A 15,971-nucleotide genomic window follows, 5' to 3' on the forward strand; every position below is an offset into this window, starting at 1 on the left:
GGCGGCGGGGCGGCAGAGTACCATCCGGACGCATGTCCGAAAGCGATTCCATCAATGTCGAAGCGACCCGGCGCCGGCTCAGCGGGAAACAGGCCGATACCGTCGACCGGCTCACCCGGGCCGCGTTGCAGGTGCTGGCGCGGGACGGGTTCGCGGGCATGACGATCCGGCTGGTCGCGGCCGAGGCGGGCGTGGCCACGGCCACCGCCTACACCTACTTCTCCTCCAAGGAGCACCTGGTCGCCGAGATCTTCTGGCGCCGCCTGGTGGCCTCGCCCTCGCCGGTCAGCGAGGATCCCGACGCGACCGTCCGCGTGCTCGCCGAGCTTCGCAATATCGCACTGCTGGTGGCCGACGAACAGGAACTGTCCGGTGCGGTCACCAGCGCGCTGCTCGGGCACGACCCCGATGTCGAGCATCTGCGCACCCGCATCGGCATCGAGATCCGCGCGCGGCTGGTGCGCGCGCTCGGCCCGGACACCGACGACGAGATCGTCGAGCTGCTCGAGATCATCTACGCCGGGGCGCTCGTGCGCGCCGGAATGGGCTACGAGTCCTACTCCGAGATCGCCGACCGCATCGAGCGGGCGGCCCTGCGCATTCTGCGCCCGGCGTAGCGGGGGATCAGGCGGAGGTGCCCGCGCGGGCGCGCTGGGCGCGTTCGGTGACGGGCACGGCGTAGGCGGTGCCGTCGCGGATGCCGAATTCGAACCGGCAGGGGAACAGGGAGGGCAGGCCGGTCGCGCGCAGGTCGTAGTTCGCGGCCAGGGTCTGCATGGCCCAGTTCCGCAGCGAGTCCGGCAGGCGCAGGGTGGTGCCGTCGACGGTGGACACATACGCCTGCGTCCGTTCCCCGTCCACGGGTAGGGGATTGCGCAGACCGACCGCGCCGATTTCCAGAATGCGCCCGGCGCTGCGCGAAGAAGCGACGCTCGGCAAATCCAACTCGATGTCGTCCATGCCGGAAACGGTAACGCAGCAATTATTCAGGGAACATCGAAATCGCGCCCCCTTGACCGAAGTTCGCACACGGTGCGAAGGGCCGCACGGCTGTGAACGCCGTCACGTTATCGCAAAGAACCGGCAAGGTTCTCGTTCCTGGACCTTCATCGGCGGGCCGTCGCGTCGTTCTCGGCACGCCATCAGTCGCGACGATGCTCGCTGCGAGCCTTCGAGGCGATCTTGCTCGAACCTGATGAGGGGAAGTATGAGAATCAACCGCTCCAACGGCGCGCGTGCGCTGGGCGCCGCCGCGGCCGTCGCCGTCGCACTCGGTGGTTTCGCCGCCGGTACCGCGGGCGCCGACGCGCACGTTCCGCTGCCGGACGGCCAGCGCAACGGCCCCGGCGTCTCGATCACGCGCACCGGCGAGCACGCCGTGATCTCGCCGTCACTGGCGGCGAACGGCGCGGGCCGGGTGGCCTGGGTGTCGGGCACCGTGTCCGCCGATGTCACCGTGACCCCCGAGGGTGAAGTCGGCCCGTACAACGGTCCTGCGGGCAAGGAGGGTTCCAACAACTCCTCCACCCACGGCGCCTCGCAGCTGAACACCGGCTACATCATCGGTTGCCAGGTGGCCATCGGTGACGACGCGATCTCCGCGGGCATCTCCGGCGGCATCGACCTGTCCGGCGGCAGCCTCGGCGGCTCGGTCGGCCTCGACATCGGTCCGGGCGAGGTCAAGTTCGTCCAGATCGAGAAGAAGGACATCCTGAAGCCGGGCGTCTACTCGGTCGAGTACCAGGACGTGGAGATCGAGGTCCAGGGCTGCGGCGGTTACGCGCAGGCCCGCTCCTACTCCGTCGTGGAGATCATCGGCGACCACTACTCCAAGACCACGCTCTACGGTGCCCCGTTCAGCATCGGCTGAGCCCACCGACACATCGATCCGAGGAATGACATACATGATCGACCGTAAGAAGACCGCGCGGCTGGCCGGCGTGGTCGGCGCGGCCGCGGTGACCTTCGGGCTGCTGTCCACCGGTGCCGCCAACGCCGACACCTTCGTGCCGCTGCCCGGCGGCGAGATCGTCAAGACCCTGTCCGACGGCACCGTCGTCACCGTGCGCCTGGTGGGCGAGTCGGCCAACATCAACCCGTCGATGGGCTCGACCCCGGTGCACCGCAATGTCTGGGTCTCCGGCAGCGCGCAGGTCGAGGTCGCCGGGGAGAACGCCAAGGGCGGCAAGATCTACCCCGGTTACGTGGTGGGCTGCCAGGTGAACATCGACGGCGGCGGCGTCGAGGGCGGCGTCGAGGGCGAATCCAGCTGGGACGGCGAGGATGTCAGCGTCGGTGCCAGCAGCGGCGCCGAGCTGAGCCTTGGCCCCGGCCAGGCCAAGTCGTTCTACCTGCTCGACCTCGAGAAGGCCGACGACTACGGCAACGAGGACCACGGCACCAACAACAAGTTCAAGGGTGAGTCCGGCTCGGTGACCTGGGCCGACTCCACCATCGGCCTCTCGGGCTGCGCGGGGTACGCCCAGGCGCGCGCGTTCGTGAAGGTGAAGGTCGAGACCGCCAATGTGAACTCGGTGGTCACGCTCTGGGGCCAGCCGTTCAGCATCGGCTGATCCGGCAGGGGACACGAAGGCCCGGCGCCACGTGCGCCGGGCCTTCGCCGTGCTCGGCGACACCCTCATCGTGGCGCGGCACCGGTCGAGGATGACCGGCGTTCATTGCGCCGGGCCGGGCGGCGAGTTTGCGAACTCATGACGACCCGGGACCAGGGCCGGGATGGTGACGACGAAACGCGCGCCGCCGCCGGGACGTTCGGTGCACGACAGGCTGCCGTGGTGCCCGGCCACGGTCTCGGCCACCAGCGCCAGACCGATGCCGGTGCCCGCGGTGGTGCGCGAGGCGGTGACGAACCGGTGGAAGATCCGCTCTCGGTCGGCGACCGGCACGCCGGGGCCCGCGTCGTCGATGACAATCCGCAGATCGGGCCCGTCGCGGTCGACGGCGACGCCCATCAGCCCGCCGCCGTGGCGCTCGGCATTGTCGAGCAGATTGGTCAGCGCGCGTTCGAGTTCCATCCGCCGCCCGCGGATCCGGTCCTCGCTGTGGATGGTGAGCAGCTCGGGCGCGGTGCCGCGCCCGGTCAGCAGGTGGGCGAGCAGCTCGGCGGGCGAGAGCGGCGCGGGGTCGGAGCGGTGGATACCCGCCTCGGCGCGGGCCAGCGCGAGCATGTCGTCGAGCAGTCTGCGCAGGTAGGTCGTCTCCTCGAGCAGCAGGTCCAGCGCGGCGTTGGGGCGTTCGGACAGTTCGGCGCGGTGCCCGGCCAGCACGGTGGCGGTGGTGGTGAGCGTGGTGAGCGGCGTGCGCAATTCGTGGCTGAGGTCGGAGACCAGGCGCCGCTCGTGTTCGATGCGGCGCTGCAGGGAATCGACCATGGCGTTGAACGAGTCGACCGTGGTGGACAGGTCGTCGTCGGTGGTGCGCGGCAGTCGCAGGTCGTGTTCGCCCGAGGCGATGCGTGAGGCGGTGCCCGCCACCTGCCGCAGTGGGCGCAGCACGCGCTGGGCCGCCCAGGCACCCAGCGCCGCGGCCACCGCCACGGTGACCACCGCGCAGGCCAGCACGATGGTGCGCAGCATCCGCATGGTCGAGACGAGTTCCTGGAGCGGCGCGTATTCGTAGAGCACCGAGCGCTGGTCGACGCGCGCGCCCGCCCGCAGATACGGCTGCCCATCGATGCGCACCTCGGTCGCCTCGACCGGATGGCTGCCGATCACCTCGGCCAGCGGCGGTGGCGCGACATCGCTGCCGACGATGGTCCACTCGTCGTCGAAGTGCAGCAGGGCCATGGTGCCGGTGGGCAGGTGCAGGGTCTGGAGCGCCTGCTCCCCGGTGACGTTCAGTTTGTCCAGCCGCAGCCGCAGCAGCTCGGCGTGCACGCCCGCCGCCCGCTCCACGGTGCGTACCCGCTGCGATTCCATGTAGCTGGTGCTGATCCCGTAGACCGACCCGGCCAGCACCACCGCGACCAGCCCGGCCCCGGCCACGAACGCGGCCATGACCCGGCCGCGCAGCCCACGGAACCGCGACGGTAATCGGCCGCGGGCGTCAGGGCCGGACATCGAGGCGGTAGCCGAGCCCGCGCACGGTGACGATCAGGCGCGGGTCGGCGGGATCGCGTTCGATCTTGGTGCGCAGCCTGCGCACGTGCACGTCGACGATGCGTTCGTCGCCGAAGAAGCCGCGGTCCCAGATCTTGTCGAGCAGCACCTGCCTGCTCAGCACCAGGCTGTCGTTGGCGGCCAGCTCGCACAGCAGCCGGAACTCGGTGAGCGTGAGATGCACGTCGCGGCCGTCGAGCTGCACCGAGCCGCGTTCCTGGCTGAGTACCAGCCGCCGCTCGCCGTCGAGGACCAGCTCGGTGCTCTCGCGCTCGATCGCGGCGCGGGTGCGCCTGCGCAGCGCCCTGATCCGGGCGGTGAGCTCCTTGACCTCGAACGGCTTGGTGACGAAGTCGTCGGCGCCCGCCTCCAGCGCCGCGACGACATCATGGGTGTCGTCGCGGGCGCTGACCACGATGATCGGCACGTCGTGATCGCGGCGGACCTCCCGGATACAGGTGTAGCCGTCCATCCCGCCGCCGAGCATGAGGTCCACGATCATCACGTCCGGCACCCCGTGCGCGCGGACCTGGTCCAGCGCGGCCTCGGCGATCTCCGCCTCGGCGACGACATACCCTTCGTCTTCCATCGCCAGCCGTAGCGACGTCCGAACCCGGGTGTCGTCCTCCACGATCATCAACTGTGCGCTCAATACATTGCCTCCGGTCCTGCTTCCCTACGGTAGCGGGCCGGGACGACGCGGTTACGCGAGGGCGAAACGCAGCAGCGCCTGCCGGTCGCCCTGCTTGATCTTGCCCTTGCGGTCGAGTACCTCGAGCTGCCAGACCGGGCCGTTGCGGAAGGCGCGCGCGATGGCGTTGGCGTTCTCCGAGCCGAGCAGGGAGGGCCAGATGTCGGCCACCGGCTGACTGTCGCTGCCGGTGGCGTCGTAGATCTTGAACGACACGTTGTTGGCCTTCTCGAAGGAGGAGCCCTTCTTGAACGCCGCGGCGATGAAGACGATCGAGTCGATCGGCGGCGGGACATCGGCGAAGGTGACGTGCACGGTCTCGTCGTCGCCCGCGGCGGCGCCGGTCTGCTCGTCACCGGTGTGCAGGACCGCGCTGTTGCCGATCGGGTCCAGCGAGTCCAGCCCGGCGAAGCGCACCGGCTCGCCACCTTGCAGCAGCACCGCGATCAGGTCCAGGTCCACGCCGCGCTTGCGGCGCGCCATGCCGAGCAGGCCGCCGCTGGAACCGGCCGACGGATCCCAGCTCACCCCCACGCTCATCTTGGTGATGCCTGCGAGATCGGCTGCGCCGTCTTCCTTTTTGAGAGTGATCACGCTTCGAGGTTACCGACTTTCCGTGACGGTGGTGCGGGGCAACGGGATTCACCACCAGCCCAGGATGGGGCGCAGGGCCCGGCCCAATGCCCCTGCCAGCGAACGCGAATAGGTGGCGGTGAGGTGGTGTTCGTCGTGGTAGATCAGGGTGTTGCCCTCGGCGACGGCGCACAGCGTCGGGCGGCAGACCGCGTCGCTGAGGTCGATCGGGAAGACGCTCGGGTACCGCGAAGCCGGTTCCAGTTGCGGGCTGATCGGGTCGAGCGCGTCGACGCGGCGCATGCCGCAGCTGGCGCGGTCGCCACCCGCGGCCAGGCAGTCGGCCGCGCGGTAGCGCACGGTGCCGCGGCGCAGCCAGGGGGTGTCGCGCACGGTGATCACATTGAGGCCCTGGGCCGACAGCGCCGACCAGACGTCGAGGTATTCGGCGGGGGTCTCGTCGCCGCCCGCGTCGCGGGGCCGGGTGCCGACGGTGAACACCCAGTCCGGCCGGTCGGTGCCGAGCCGCTCGATCACCTCGCGTGACCAGTCCCGGCAGTCCGGGATGGGTTCGCCCACGGCGCTGGCGTCCTCGGCGACGGTGAGCGGGCAGCCCATCTTCAGATACACCGTGATGCGGAAGGAGTGTTCGGCGGCGAGCACCTGCAGCGCGGGCAGCCAGTGCTCGGCGTGCGAGCTGCCCGCCACCGCCAGGGTGCGCTCGGCGAGCGGATCGCCGTAGACGCAGGTGACCACCTCGCGGGTGTCCCAGTCGGCGATGCAGCCGTCCACGGTCGGCGGCGGCAGGTCGTTGGGCGCCTCCAGCACGCTCGGGCGCATGGGCTCGACGGGGACCGGCGCACCGGCGGCCAGCGCCTCGGCGCCCGGATACGCCTCGATCGCGAGTTCGGCGGCGGCCACGGTGGGTTCGGTGCGGACCACGCCGTACTGCCAGACCGTGGTGACCGAGAGCATGGCGACCAGCAGCACCGCCACCAGCGCGCCCGCCAGCTGCCGGGGCAGCGCGGCGCCCACACCCGGCCTGCGCAGCGGTTCCTCGATCCAGCGGTGGGTCAGCCAGGCCAGGCCCAGCGACACCGCGATCACCCCGGTGCCGCCGAGCAGATCGATCTCGGCCTCGCCGCGGTCGGCCAGGAAGAAGATCAGGATCGGCCAGTGCCACAGGTACAGCGGGTAGGCGACATCGCCCAGCCACCGCATCAGCGGGTGGGCCAGCAGCCGGTTCGGGCCGGTCCAGGCTGCGGTGGGCACCTGGTTGACCGACAGGATCACCGCCACCGCCGCACCGACCGGCAGCAGCGCGTACGGACCGGGAAAACGATTGGCGCCGTCGGCGATCAGCCAGCCGCACAGCACGACACCGGCCACACCGAGCATCGCGGACGCCCCGCGTAGCCAGCGCGGCAGCCGCACCCACGGCGCCAGCACGGCCAGGGCGGCACCGGCCGCGAGTTCCCAGCCGCGCGCGGCGGTGTCGTAGTAGTTCCAGCCCTGATGCGTGGCCGCGCCCTGCATGGCGTACTCGAACGACAACACCGCCGCGGCCACCACGATCAGCCCCACCACCGGCCGCACCGCGCCGGGCCGCGACAGGCCCGCGCACAGCCGCGCCACCAGGGCGACGACCACCAGCGCCACGAGATAGAACTGCCCCTGCACCGACATCGACCACAGATGCTGCAGCGGGCTCACCGACGGATCGGCGGCCAGATAGTCCGACCAGCTCAGTGCCAGTTCCCAGTTCTGGTGGTAGAACAGCGAAGCCAGCGTCTGTCCCGCGATGGCCGACCACTGCGTGTACGGCAGCAGCAGCGCCGTCGCCACCACCACCGCGGCCAGCACCAGCGCCATGGCGGGCACCAGCCGCCGCACGGTGCGCCGCAGCACCGACCACTCCCACGCCGGTTCGCCGCGTTCGGCCCGGCGCAGCAGCAGCCCGGTGAAGAAGAAGCCCGACAGCACCAGGAACACGTCGACGCCGCCGGAGACCCGGCCCATCCACACGTGGAAGACCACCACCAGGGTGATGGCCAGCCCGCGCAACCCGTCGAGATCGGAGCGGTAGGAGTGCGTGGTGACCGGCGCCGTCGTGGCGGGCCCGGTCCCGGTGACGGTCACCGGCGCGAACACGATGCCGCGTCCCCGCCGACGGCAAGTGAACCGGGATTCCGAACGGCGAGCGACAAAAGCATGTCGAATCTCCTACCACGCGCCGAACGCGGTGTCACATCGTCGGCGGCCCGGGGTGCTGGGCCACATGCTTTCCGGCGGACGGTCCGGCGTCGAGCGCGCGGATGGCGGTCTCCACCGCGCCGAGCCGGTCGGCGAGCAGTCCGAGCCCGCCCACCGCGCGCACGAGCGGGTCGTCCGCGCCGCCGCCGAGGGCCTGGTCACGCACGCACGCGGCCTTCAATTCCGCCCAGCGCGTGGCCTGTTCGGGGGTGAGCCTGCCGCGCAGTTCCGCCAGTTTGAGCAGGTTGGCCTCCGCGTCGGCGGCCAGGGTCTGCGCCTCGCCGCGATAGTGGTCGTCGATGAGCGCCTCGACCTCGGCCGCGTTCATCACCGGCACGATCCGGCTGGTGAGCCCGTTCATGTCCCGGTAGGAACCCTGTAGCCGGAACGGCGGCTCGGTGCGCGCGGTGTCGGTGGTGGCGGCCGAGGCCAGGTAGGCCCGGTTCACCGCCGACACCACCGCGCGCACCCGCAGCACCGTGCGCAGCACGGCGGTGATGTCGGCGAGCTCGGCGGGGGCGTACGGGTGGGCGAGCTGGTCGGTGCGCACGGTGTCGTCGCCCTCGGCCAGCCGCAGCAGCAGGTCCAGATCGTCGCGTTCGCGCGAAGCCAGCGGCGCGAGCACGGGATTGGTGGCCAGCGCGTTCTCCACGTAGCTCAGCGCGAACAGATCGTCGCGCCCGGACAGCACATCGCCGAGGTTCCACACATCGGCGCGGTTGGCGAGCATGTCCGGGATCCGGAACCGCTTGCCCTGCTCGGTGTACGGGTTGCCCGCCATACACACCGCGAAGCGTTTGCCGCGCAGATCGTAGGTGCGGGTCCGCCCGTCCCATACGCCGTCGATGCGGCGCTGCCCGTCGCACAGCGACAGGAACTTCTGCAGCAGTTCCGGCGAGGTGTGCTGGATGTCGTCGAGGTAGAGCAGCACATTGTTGCCCAGCTCGAGCGCGAAGTTGATCTTCTCCACCTCGCGGCGCGCGGTCGCGTCGGGCGCGGCCGCCGGGTCCAGCGAGTGCACCTGGTGGCCGAGCGCCGGTCCGTCGACCTTGACGAAGATCAGCCCGAGCCGCGCGGCCACGTACTCCATCAGCGTCGTCTTGCCGTAGCCCGGCGGCGAGATCAGCAGCAGCAGACCGGATCGCACCGCCGCGGCGGCCGCGTCGGCGGTGCCGAGCTGGCGGGCCAGATTGTCACCGATGAGCGGCAGATAGACCTCGTCGAGCAGCCGGTTGCGCACGAACCCGCCGAGCACCGCGGGCTTGTAGTCGTCCAGGCGCAGCCGCGCGCGCTCGGCGGCGAGCAGTTCGCCACGGCGGCGCAGATGCGCGCGGAAGACCGGCATCTCCCTGGTGCGGAACCGGTGTGCGCGGGCGGTCAGCTCGGCCAGCCGGATCGGCAACCGGCCGCCGAGAACGCGCGGATGCTCCCCGAGCAGCCCCTCGACCTCGGTGACCAGCGGTGCGGCACAGTCGAATCGGGTGAGCATCGCGCCACACAGTTCGATCGCGACGGCTTCCGGCAGGTGTTCGATCCGTGCCGGATCGCCGGTGCTCTCGGCGTAGGCGCTGAGCCAGGTGGTGACCAGGTGATACCGCTCGGCCGGATCGTCGTCGAGACTGCCCATCGCGGCGGTGAATTCGGCGAAGGCGGTGGGGTGGGCGGCGTCGAGCCTGCGCCGGAAGCCGGTCAGCAACTCCCTGGCCGCCGTCGCGGTGATGAAACCGGCGGGCTCGGTGGCGATCTCGTGGAACAGGTAGGCGCCCGCGGCGTCCGCGTCCAGGTCGGCGAGGCCGAGCAGGGTGCCGAATTCCGCGATGGCACCGGTGAGTTCGCCGATCACCCGGGCCCGGGCGGTGGGTTCGGCGAAGATCGCCGCCGCCCGCGCCGACGAGACGATGCGCGTGGTGAGCTGCGCGCGGGTCGCCTCGGTGAGCTCGGTGCCGAAGCACCACCACAGCTGAGCGGCGGCGCGATCGGTGGGCCGGTAGCGCAACAGCCCCGCGCCCGTGTGCAATTCGAGCAGCGCGGCGAGGATCAGGGTGGCGTCCTGATCGTGCACGCCGAGCTGATACCCCTCGTCGTAGCGCTGCCGCGCCACCTCCCGCACGATGCCGTCGAGCTTGCCCGCCGCCGCGGCCTCGTGCAGATCCTCGAGCCCGGCCGCTCCCTCCTGCTCGGCCAGGATCGAGGTCGCCAGATGCTCGGCCCGGTACATCGCCGCGGTCTCCGAGACCAGCAGCTGCGACCACATCGCCGCGGCGTCGGCGCCGAACTCGGTCTCGGGGACCGGCGCCAGATAGTCGGTGCCGCTGATGCTGTAGACCAGCGAGTCCTCGTGCGGGACCAGGGCCAGATCCCCCTGCGCGGTGGTCACCGCGAACCGGTGCCTGCCCAGCCGGATGGTCTCGCCGCCGTCGGCGTAGAGGTCGTGGCGGTCGCGCAGGACCCGGCCCGCCTCCTGGCGCGTCACCGTGACGCGGCCGTCGAGCTCCTCGGCGGCCACCACCTCGCCCGCGCTACGCAGGTCGGTGATCGCGGCGCGCAGCCGCAGCACCATCGGGTCGGCGGCGAAGTAGGCGTTCACTTCGTCCACCGAACTCAGTGCGGCACTGCGGCGTTCGATGCTGGACAGCATCCGCTGCGCGGCCTCGACCAGGCGCCGCGCGCGCTGGGACCGTTCGTCGAGCAGGGTCTGGCGCCGGGTGGCGAAGGCCTCGTAGAGGTCGTCGCGGGTGCCCGCGATCCGCTCGGCGAAGTCGTCGATCCCGCCGAAGCGGGTCTCCAGGTCTTCGACCGTGCCCAGCAGGGTCGCGACCAGGTCGTCGCAGGCGGCCGGGGTGTCGGCGCGGGCGAGCGCGCTGGTGACGGCCTGACCGAGCAGCGCGTACTCGGCGGCGAACTCGGCACGGCCCTCGATGGCGGCCAGCTCGCCGCGCCGCGCTTCCAGGGTGGCTCCGGCCCGGTTGGCCGCGGCCAGCACGGCCGAGACCCGTTCCAGGATGCCGGTGCGCAGTGTCGCGTCGCCGACATCGAGCCCGGTGACCACCTCGACCACCGTCTGTAGATCCGCGGTCCGCTCGGCCAGCCACTCGCGCAGCGGCGCGGCCTCGGCGACCGTGGCGACCGCCGCCGCGCGGGTGCGGGTCTCCTCGATCGAGGCCAGGTAGTCGTCGAAAGAATCCGGGCCGCTGAGGAATTCGACGCACGCGCGCCCGGTATCGTCCAGTGCGGTCGCCACCGCCGTGGCCAGCTCGTCGAGCCGGGCGGTGTCGACATAGTGCAGTTCGCGCAGCGACTCGATCCGGCCCGCGGCGCGGTGCAGCGCGGTGAGCTCCTCGACCCAGCCTCCGGCGGTGGTGTGCCCGCCGCCGGTGCGCAGCAGGGTCGCGATCCGCTCGCCCGCCTCGGCCACCGCGGTGGCGGCCTGCTCGGTGCGGGCGGTGACCTTCGCGAACTCCTCGACCACCTGTTCGGCGGTACCGCGCAGCGCGCTCAGCGAGGCGGCCAGATCACCGAACTCGGCGTCGGCCAGCCAGTGATGGTGATCGGCGGTGCGCCCGCAGGCGGCGATGATCGCCTCGAACACCTCGGTGGTCGGGGACAGGTCCTCGACCATGCGGCTCACCGACAGGCAGTCCGAGAGCCCGCGCACCAGCTCGGCATTGCCGATGCGGGCCAGCGGACCGGTCCCTGGCGGCGTGCGCGCGGCGTGGGTGTCGGAGACGAACGGCGTCTGCCACACCTGCATGGTGTGCACCCGCGTCGGTTCCTCCGACACCGCGCGGAAGACCACCAGGGTGCCGTCCTCGAACAGCGAGTACCCGTGGCAGCTGATCGGCGTGGCGACCTGCTTGCGGATCATGTTGTAGGGCAGCAGCAGGGTGCGGCCCTGGGCCCTGGCGTGGAAGACGTAGAGCACGTCCTCGCCGTTGGGTGAGCGCACCGTGCGCTCGTACTCCAGGTCGTCGACCTCGGTGTCGAAGGTCTTGTGGACACCGGTCTCCAGGTAGTACCCGCCCGGGAAGACGATGCCCTGGTCCTCGGGCAGCAACCGGCACGACAGGCCGATCCCGTCGAGCCGGGCCACCGCGCGGGTCCTGGTGTCGAACACCAGGTGCCGCCAGGCGGTCTCCTTGTACGGGCGGATCCGCAGCAGGATCAGCGCGCCCACCTCGGCGTAGTGCACCTCGGCGTCGGCCAGGCTCTGCAGCGGCTCGTCGACCGGCTCGGCGTAGACGCCGGTGCCGGTCTCGGTGTTGTTCTCCACCTTGACCGTCAGCGTGCCGCCGAGGGTCTCCACGAACACCTTGCCCAGGATGGACAGGTGCGGATGCCGTCCCGGCACCTGGTCGTCGCGGGTGGTCTCGGTCCAGGCGAACTCGTGCGGATCGGGGAACACGTGATCGCGTTCGCCACGGCTGTCGAGATATCCGACCGCGCCCGCCGAATCCACGCCCCAGCGCAGCACCTTGATGTCGTCGGTGCGCTGCCCGGTCTGGAACACCGCGAGCACCCGGCCCTCGACCCGGCGCAGCTGGAGCAGCCGGGTCTGGGTGTAGTACCGGTACAGCTCGGCGAAATCGCGGCCGAAGCGCGGGTCGTCGAGCAGGCCTGCCGGATCGGCGGCGGCGAAGCCGAAACCTCGTTCGTCACGGTGGAACCGGTGCACCGCGAACACGTCGGCCACTTCTGTGGCTGGCTTCAGCCCGAGGAAGACGTTGTAGCCGAACAGCATCCGGCCGTCGTCGAGGGCGACGATGTCGCGCGGCACGCAGTGGTGTTCGGTGCGGATCTGTTCGGTGCCCAGCAGCGCCAGCTCCACGCCGCCGAAATCGGCGATCCGGCGTTCGTTGAGTTCGGCGCAGCGCGTGGACAATTCGCGGGCCTGCTCGCGCAGGCGGGTGCGCAGCACCTCGTAGGTGCCGCCGTCGAGGGCGGCACCCGCGGCCGGGGCGGTGGTGTCCGCCCCGGCCGTGGCGTCCCGGTGCCGCGTCTGCGGCGCGCTCACTTGTCCAGCAGGATGTCGTGTCCGGCGCCGGTGTCCGGCGTGGAACCGTTACGGGTGAGCAGCGAACCGACCATGGCGGTGGCGGCGGTGCCGGTGTCGGAGTGCAGGATCCGGTCCAGCCCCTTGCCGAGCCCGATCGAGCCGACCAGCCGGTCCAGGAACATCGACTCGCCGCCGACGATGTCGATCTTGGCATTGCCCAGCCCGGTGGCCAGCACATCGGCCTGGGCCTGGGCGACCTCGCGCTGGGCCTGCACGGTCGCCAGTTCGACCTCCTTCTGCAGCTCCAGGCGCAGCCGGAATTCCTCGTGCTCGCGGGTCGCGTCGTCGAGCACCGCCATGGCGGCGGCCTTCTCGTGCAGACCCTCGGCCTCGCCCTTGAGCTTGTCGCGCAAGCCCTCGGCCTCGACCTGGTTCTTCTCCCGCAGCACCGCGGCCTCGGCCAGCCCGACCTTCTCGATCGCGGCGGCCTCGCGCTCACGCACCTGCGCGGCACCCAGCCCGGGCGCGGCCGCTTCGGCCTGGGTGGCCTCGGCGAGCCGGATCTTGGCCTTGGCCTTGAGTTCCGCCGCCTCGACCTCGGCCTCGGCCAGCGTGATCGACTCCTTGGCCAGGAACTTCGCCGCTGCCTCGGCCGCCTCGGCGGCCTTGATGTCCTTGACCAGGTGCTCCTGCGCCTCGGCCTCGGCGCGGATGATGATGGCCTGACGCTCGCGCTCGGCCGCCTCGGTCGCCCGCAGCCGGTTGATCTGCTCCTCCTGCTCGGCCACGGTCTTGTCCACGGCGACGCGCTCGCGCACCACCTCGGCCACGGTGCGCCGCTCGGTCTCTACCTCGCGCTCGTTGGCCATGTGCGCCAGCGACACGGCGCGGTCGCGGTCGGCCACCTCGAGCAGCCGGTCCTTCTCGATCCGCTCGGACTCGATCGCGATCACCCGCTCGCGGTTCTTCTCCGCGACGGCCACTTCCCGGTCCTTGTACTGCGACTGCACGGCGAGGGCTTCCTCGGTGCGCAGGAACGCGGTCTGCGCCTTGAGCCGCTCCTCGGCCTGCACCCGCAGGATCTCGGCCTCCTCGCGGGCCCGCAGCGTCTCCACCTCGCGGCGCTGGCGGTTCTCGGCGTCGGACTGCTGGCGTTCCAGCTCCAGCACCGCCTCGCGCGCCTCCACGTTCTGGCGGGTGATCTCCTTCTCCTCCTGGCGGCGGAACTCGTTGGTGCGCACGTGCTCGATGGCGGTGAGCTCGGTGATCTTGCGGATGCCCTGCGCGTCGAGGATGTTCTGGCTGTCGAGCTGGATCAGCGGGGTCTGCTCGAGGTAGTCGATGGCGGCGTCCTCGAGGCTGTAGCCGTTGAGGTCGGTGCCGATCACCGCCATGATCCGGTCCCGGAATTCGTTGCGGTGGGTGTAGAGGTCGACGAAGTCGAGGTGCTTGCCCACGGTCTTGAGCGCCTCGGAGAACTTGGCGCTGAACAGTTCCTGCAGGGTGGCCTGGTCGCTGGCGCGCTGGGTGCCGATGGCCTGGGCCACCTTGATCACGTCCTCGACGGTCTTGTTGACCCGCACGAAGAAGGTGATCCGGATATCGGCGCGGATATTGTCCCGGCAGATCAGCCCGTCGCGGCCGAGCCGGGCCACCTCGATGGTCTTGACCGAGATGTCCATGTACTCGGCCTTGTGCAGCACCGGCAGCACCACCGCGCCGGTGAAGGTCACATCGACCTTGCGCATCTTGGAGATGATCAGCGCACGTCCCTGGCTGACCTTCTTGAACAGCCGGCTCACCAGGAACAACACGGCGAGCCCGGCGAGCAGGACCAGGGCGATGAGCACCCCGAATCCGATGGCGATGGTGGACATCAGTTTCCCTCCCATGCGGCCACCCAGAATGTTCCGGCGGCCGCGTCGTAGTCGTAGACGACGGCGGAATCCCCCTGTGCCAGGGGAGCGGTCGCGGCGTGCAGTGTGCTCTGCCGGACCTGGATGACCGCCGACGATCCGTCGGCGGCGGTGAGCTCGGCCTGGCCGAACTCCTCGTCGACGCGGCCGGTGCGCACCCTGCACATCCGGCCGATGAAATCCTGGTGCGAGGGCGCTGGACCGTCGCGGAATACCCGGCGCAGCGGAATCACCACCAGCCTGGTGCCCGCCACCGCCGTGATCACGGCGCCGGCCAGCACCCCGCAGCGCGCCAGGAACCCCGCGAGCCCGGACAGCCCGGCGACCGCGACGGTCCCGGCCAGCGCGGCGAACCACGACAGCCCGACCAGTCCCGTCACGGCGACCGTCACCGGTACTCCGCCGAGCCCGAGCGCGTCGAGACCCTGTGTCGCGGAATCGGTCTCGACCGCGTCGGGCTCGGTACCCCCGACGAGCACCAGCAGCCAGTACCCGATGACGACGAGCAGCGCGAAAGTGAACAGCGCGGCCGGAAACGACAGCGCGACTGCCATGAACGATCCCCACGATGCCATCGGAATTCCCCTCGCCGAACGAACCCCCGGCCCGATCGGACCCGGGGATTGCCGACCAGTCTTCCCGGCGCACCTAAGGTAAAGATATCGTAAAGTGCGAGCTCGCGCAAACGAATTGCCTGATTGCCGTGCCGTTTCCGGGCCTGGGAGGGCTCCCGGGGGCGATGTTATTCCCGCTGGTATCGTTGATTTCGACCAGGTAGTCGATAATTTTTGACCCGAAGGAGGGCGCGTGCCCGGGGCTCGGCGGACACAGGCGCAGCGGCGTGCCGAGACGAGTCAGGCGCTCATCGACGCGACCATCGAGACCATTGTCGAGAAGGGCTACGCGCACGTCACCGTCAAGGAGGTCTGCCGCCGGGCCGGGGTCTCGCACGGCGGGCTGTTCGGGCGTTTCCCGACCCTGTTCGATCTCATCGCGGCCGCCGCCGAGGAGGTGGGCCGCCGCCAGCGCGAGTCCTTCGTCGCGAAGATGACCGAGTTGCCGGACCGCTCCGATGTGATCGCCGTGCTGGCACTGTGGCGCGACACCGCGCGCGATCCGGTCAATACCGTGTGGCTCGAGCTCACCGTGGCCGCGCGCACCGATGCCGCGCTCAAGCAACGGCTCGAAGTGGTGCGGCTGGAATACGCGGCGGCGCTGGTCAGCGGTGGTGTGAAAATGCCAGCGGCGCGGGGCTTGTCGGCCGAGCAGGTGCTCGCGCTCGGCTCGATCGTGCTGTTCTGCTTCGACGGTGACGCCCTCAATACCCGCGCGTTCCCGCAGCCGGAACTCGACACGGTGCGACTCGAGGTGCTCAGCACGATGGTCGGCCAGTACCTCGAGACGCACCGCGGCGAGGAGTGAGCGGG

At 70.6% G+C, this 15,971-nt stretch carries 12 protein-coding genes; 4 read left to right on the forward strand and 8 right to left on the reverse strand.

The genetic code is table 11. The features are described 5' to 3' along the window. The first annotated feature begins 32 nt into the window (after positions 1–32). Positions 33–617 (forward strand): TetR/AcrR family transcriptional regulator, encoded by a 585-nt coding sequence (locus WA675_RS07065; protein WP_336082963.1) that lies wholly within the window; start codon positions 33–35, stop codon positions 615–617. A 7-nt stretch (positions 618–624) separates the two neighbouring features. Here WA675_RS07065 and WA675_RS07070 read toward each other — a convergent pair whose 3' ends face one another. Further along, on the reverse strand, positions 625–960 hold the full coding sequence (locus WA675_RS07070; RefSeq protein ID WP_336082965.1) for a hypothetical protein: 336 nt from the start codon (positions 958–960) through the stop codon (positions 625–627). A 247-nt stretch (positions 961–1,207) separates the two neighbouring features. On the opposite strand from WA675_RS07070, the gene WA675_RS07075 reads away from it, so the two are divergent. Together WA675_RS07075 and WA675_RS07080 are read left to right on the forward strand one after the other, a co-directional pair. Continuing rightward, entirely contained in the window at positions 1,208–1,870 is a 663-nt protein-coding gene (locus WA675_RS07075) for an MspA family porin (protein ID WP_336082967.1), read from the forward strand. 34 nt (positions 1,871–1,904) lie between these two features. Then, complete coding sequence (locus tag WA675_RS07080; protein ID WP_336082968.1) at positions 1,905–2,573, forward strand: MspA family porin; 669 nt, start codon at positions 1,905–1,907, stop codon at positions 2,571–2,573. A gap of 102 nt (positions 2,574–2,675) precedes the next feature. Here the strand turns inward: WA675_RS07080 and WA675_RS07085 are convergent, their stop codons facing one another. From WA675_RS07085 to WA675_RS07115, 7 genes are all read right to left on the reverse strand, one after another. After that, positions 2,676–4,079, reverse strand: a complete 1,404-nt coding sequence (locus WA675_RS07085; RefSeq protein ID WP_336082969.1) for a sensor histidine kinase — start codon at positions 4,077–4,079, stop codon at positions 2,676–2,678. Next, positions 4,066–4,770, reverse strand: a complete 705-nt coding sequence (locus WA675_RS07090; RefSeq protein ID WP_336082970.1) for a response regulator transcription factor — start codon at positions 4,768–4,770, stop codon at positions 4,066–4,068. The genes WA675_RS07085 and WA675_RS07090 overlap by 14 nt, the downstream gene beginning before the upstream one ends. A gap of 51 nt (positions 4,771–4,821) precedes the next feature. Then, positions 4,822–5,403: a TerD family protein gene (locus WA675_RS07095; protein WP_336082972.1), complete on the reverse strand. Its 582-nt coding sequence runs from the start codon at positions 5,401–5,403 to the stop codon at positions 4,822–4,824. A 48-nt stretch (positions 5,404–5,451) separates the two neighbouring features. Next, complete coding sequence (locus tag WA675_RS07100) at positions 5,452–7,521, reverse strand: acyltransferase family protein (protein ID WP_336082974.1); 2,070 nt, start codon at positions 7,519–7,521, stop codon at positions 5,452–5,454. A gap of 106 nt (positions 7,522–7,627) precedes the next feature. Continuing rightward, positions 7,628–12,646, reverse strand: a complete 5,019-nt coding sequence (locus WA675_RS07105; RefSeq protein ID WP_336082975.1) for a DNA repair ATPase — start codon at positions 12,644–12,646, stop codon at positions 7,628–7,630. Beyond that, on the reverse strand, positions 12,643–14,520 hold the full coding sequence (locus WA675_RS07110; RefSeq protein ID WP_336082976.1) for an SPFH domain-containing protein: 1,878 nt from the start codon (positions 14,518–14,520) through the stop codon (positions 12,643–12,645). The genes WA675_RS07105 and WA675_RS07110 overlap by 4 nt, the downstream gene beginning before the upstream one ends. Next, positions 14,505–15,098: a hypothetical protein gene (locus WA675_RS07115; protein ID WP_336082977.1), complete on the reverse strand. Its 594-nt coding sequence runs from the start codon at positions 15,096–15,098 to the stop codon at positions 14,505–14,507. Before WA675_RS07115 ends, WA675_RS07110 begins: the two co-directional genes overlap by 16 nt. A gap of 253 nt (positions 15,099–15,351) precedes the next feature. On the opposite strand from WA675_RS07115, the gene WA675_RS07120 reads away from it, so the two are divergent. Continuing rightward, positions 15,352–15,966 carry a TetR/AcrR family transcriptional regulator gene (locus WA675_RS07120; protein WP_336082979.1) on the forward strand — a complete coding sequence of 205 codons (615 nt, stop codon included), beginning with the start codon at positions 15,352–15,354 and terminating at the stop codon, positions 15,964–15,966. Positions 15,967–15,971 lie beyond the last annotated feature (5 nt).

Origin of the sequence: Nocardia sp. SSK8 (genome assembly GCF_037034205.1) — a bacterium.
In the GTDB taxonomy this organism is placed as follows: Bacteria; Actinomycetota; Actinomycetes; order Mycobacteriales; family Mycobacteriaceae; genus Nocardia.

Excerpts from the sequence above, each read along its gene's own strand:
- WA675_RS07070 (WP_336082965.1), bottom strand. The coding sequence starts at position 960 with ATGGACGACATCGAGTTGGATTTGCCGAGCGTCGCTTCTTCGCGCAGC.
- WA675_RS07115 (WP_336082977.1), bottom strand. The coding sequence starts at position 15,098 with ATGGCAGTCGCGCTGTCGTTTCCGGCCGCGCTGTTCACTTTCGCGCTG.
- WA675_RS07110 (WP_336082976.1), bottom strand. The coding sequence starts at position 14,520 with ATGGGAGGGAAACTGATGTCCACCATCGCCATCGGATTCGGGGTGCTC.
- WA675_RS07085 (WP_336082969.1), bottom strand. The coding sequence starts at position 4,079 with ATGTCCGGCCCTGACGCCCGCGGCCGATTACCGTCGCGGTTCCGTGGG.
- WA675_RS07080 (WP_336082968.1), top strand. The coding sequence starts at position 1,905 with ATGATCGACCGTAAGAAGACCGCGCGGCTGGCCGGCGTGGTCGGCGCG.
- WA675_RS07075 (WP_336082967.1), top strand. The coding sequence starts at position 1,208 with ATGAGAATCAACCGCTCCAACGGCGCGCGTGCGCTGGGCGCCGCCGCG.
- WA675_RS07065 (WP_336082963.1), top strand. The coding sequence starts at position 33 with ATGTCCGAAAGCGATTCCATCAATGTCGAAGCGACCCGGCGCCGGCTC.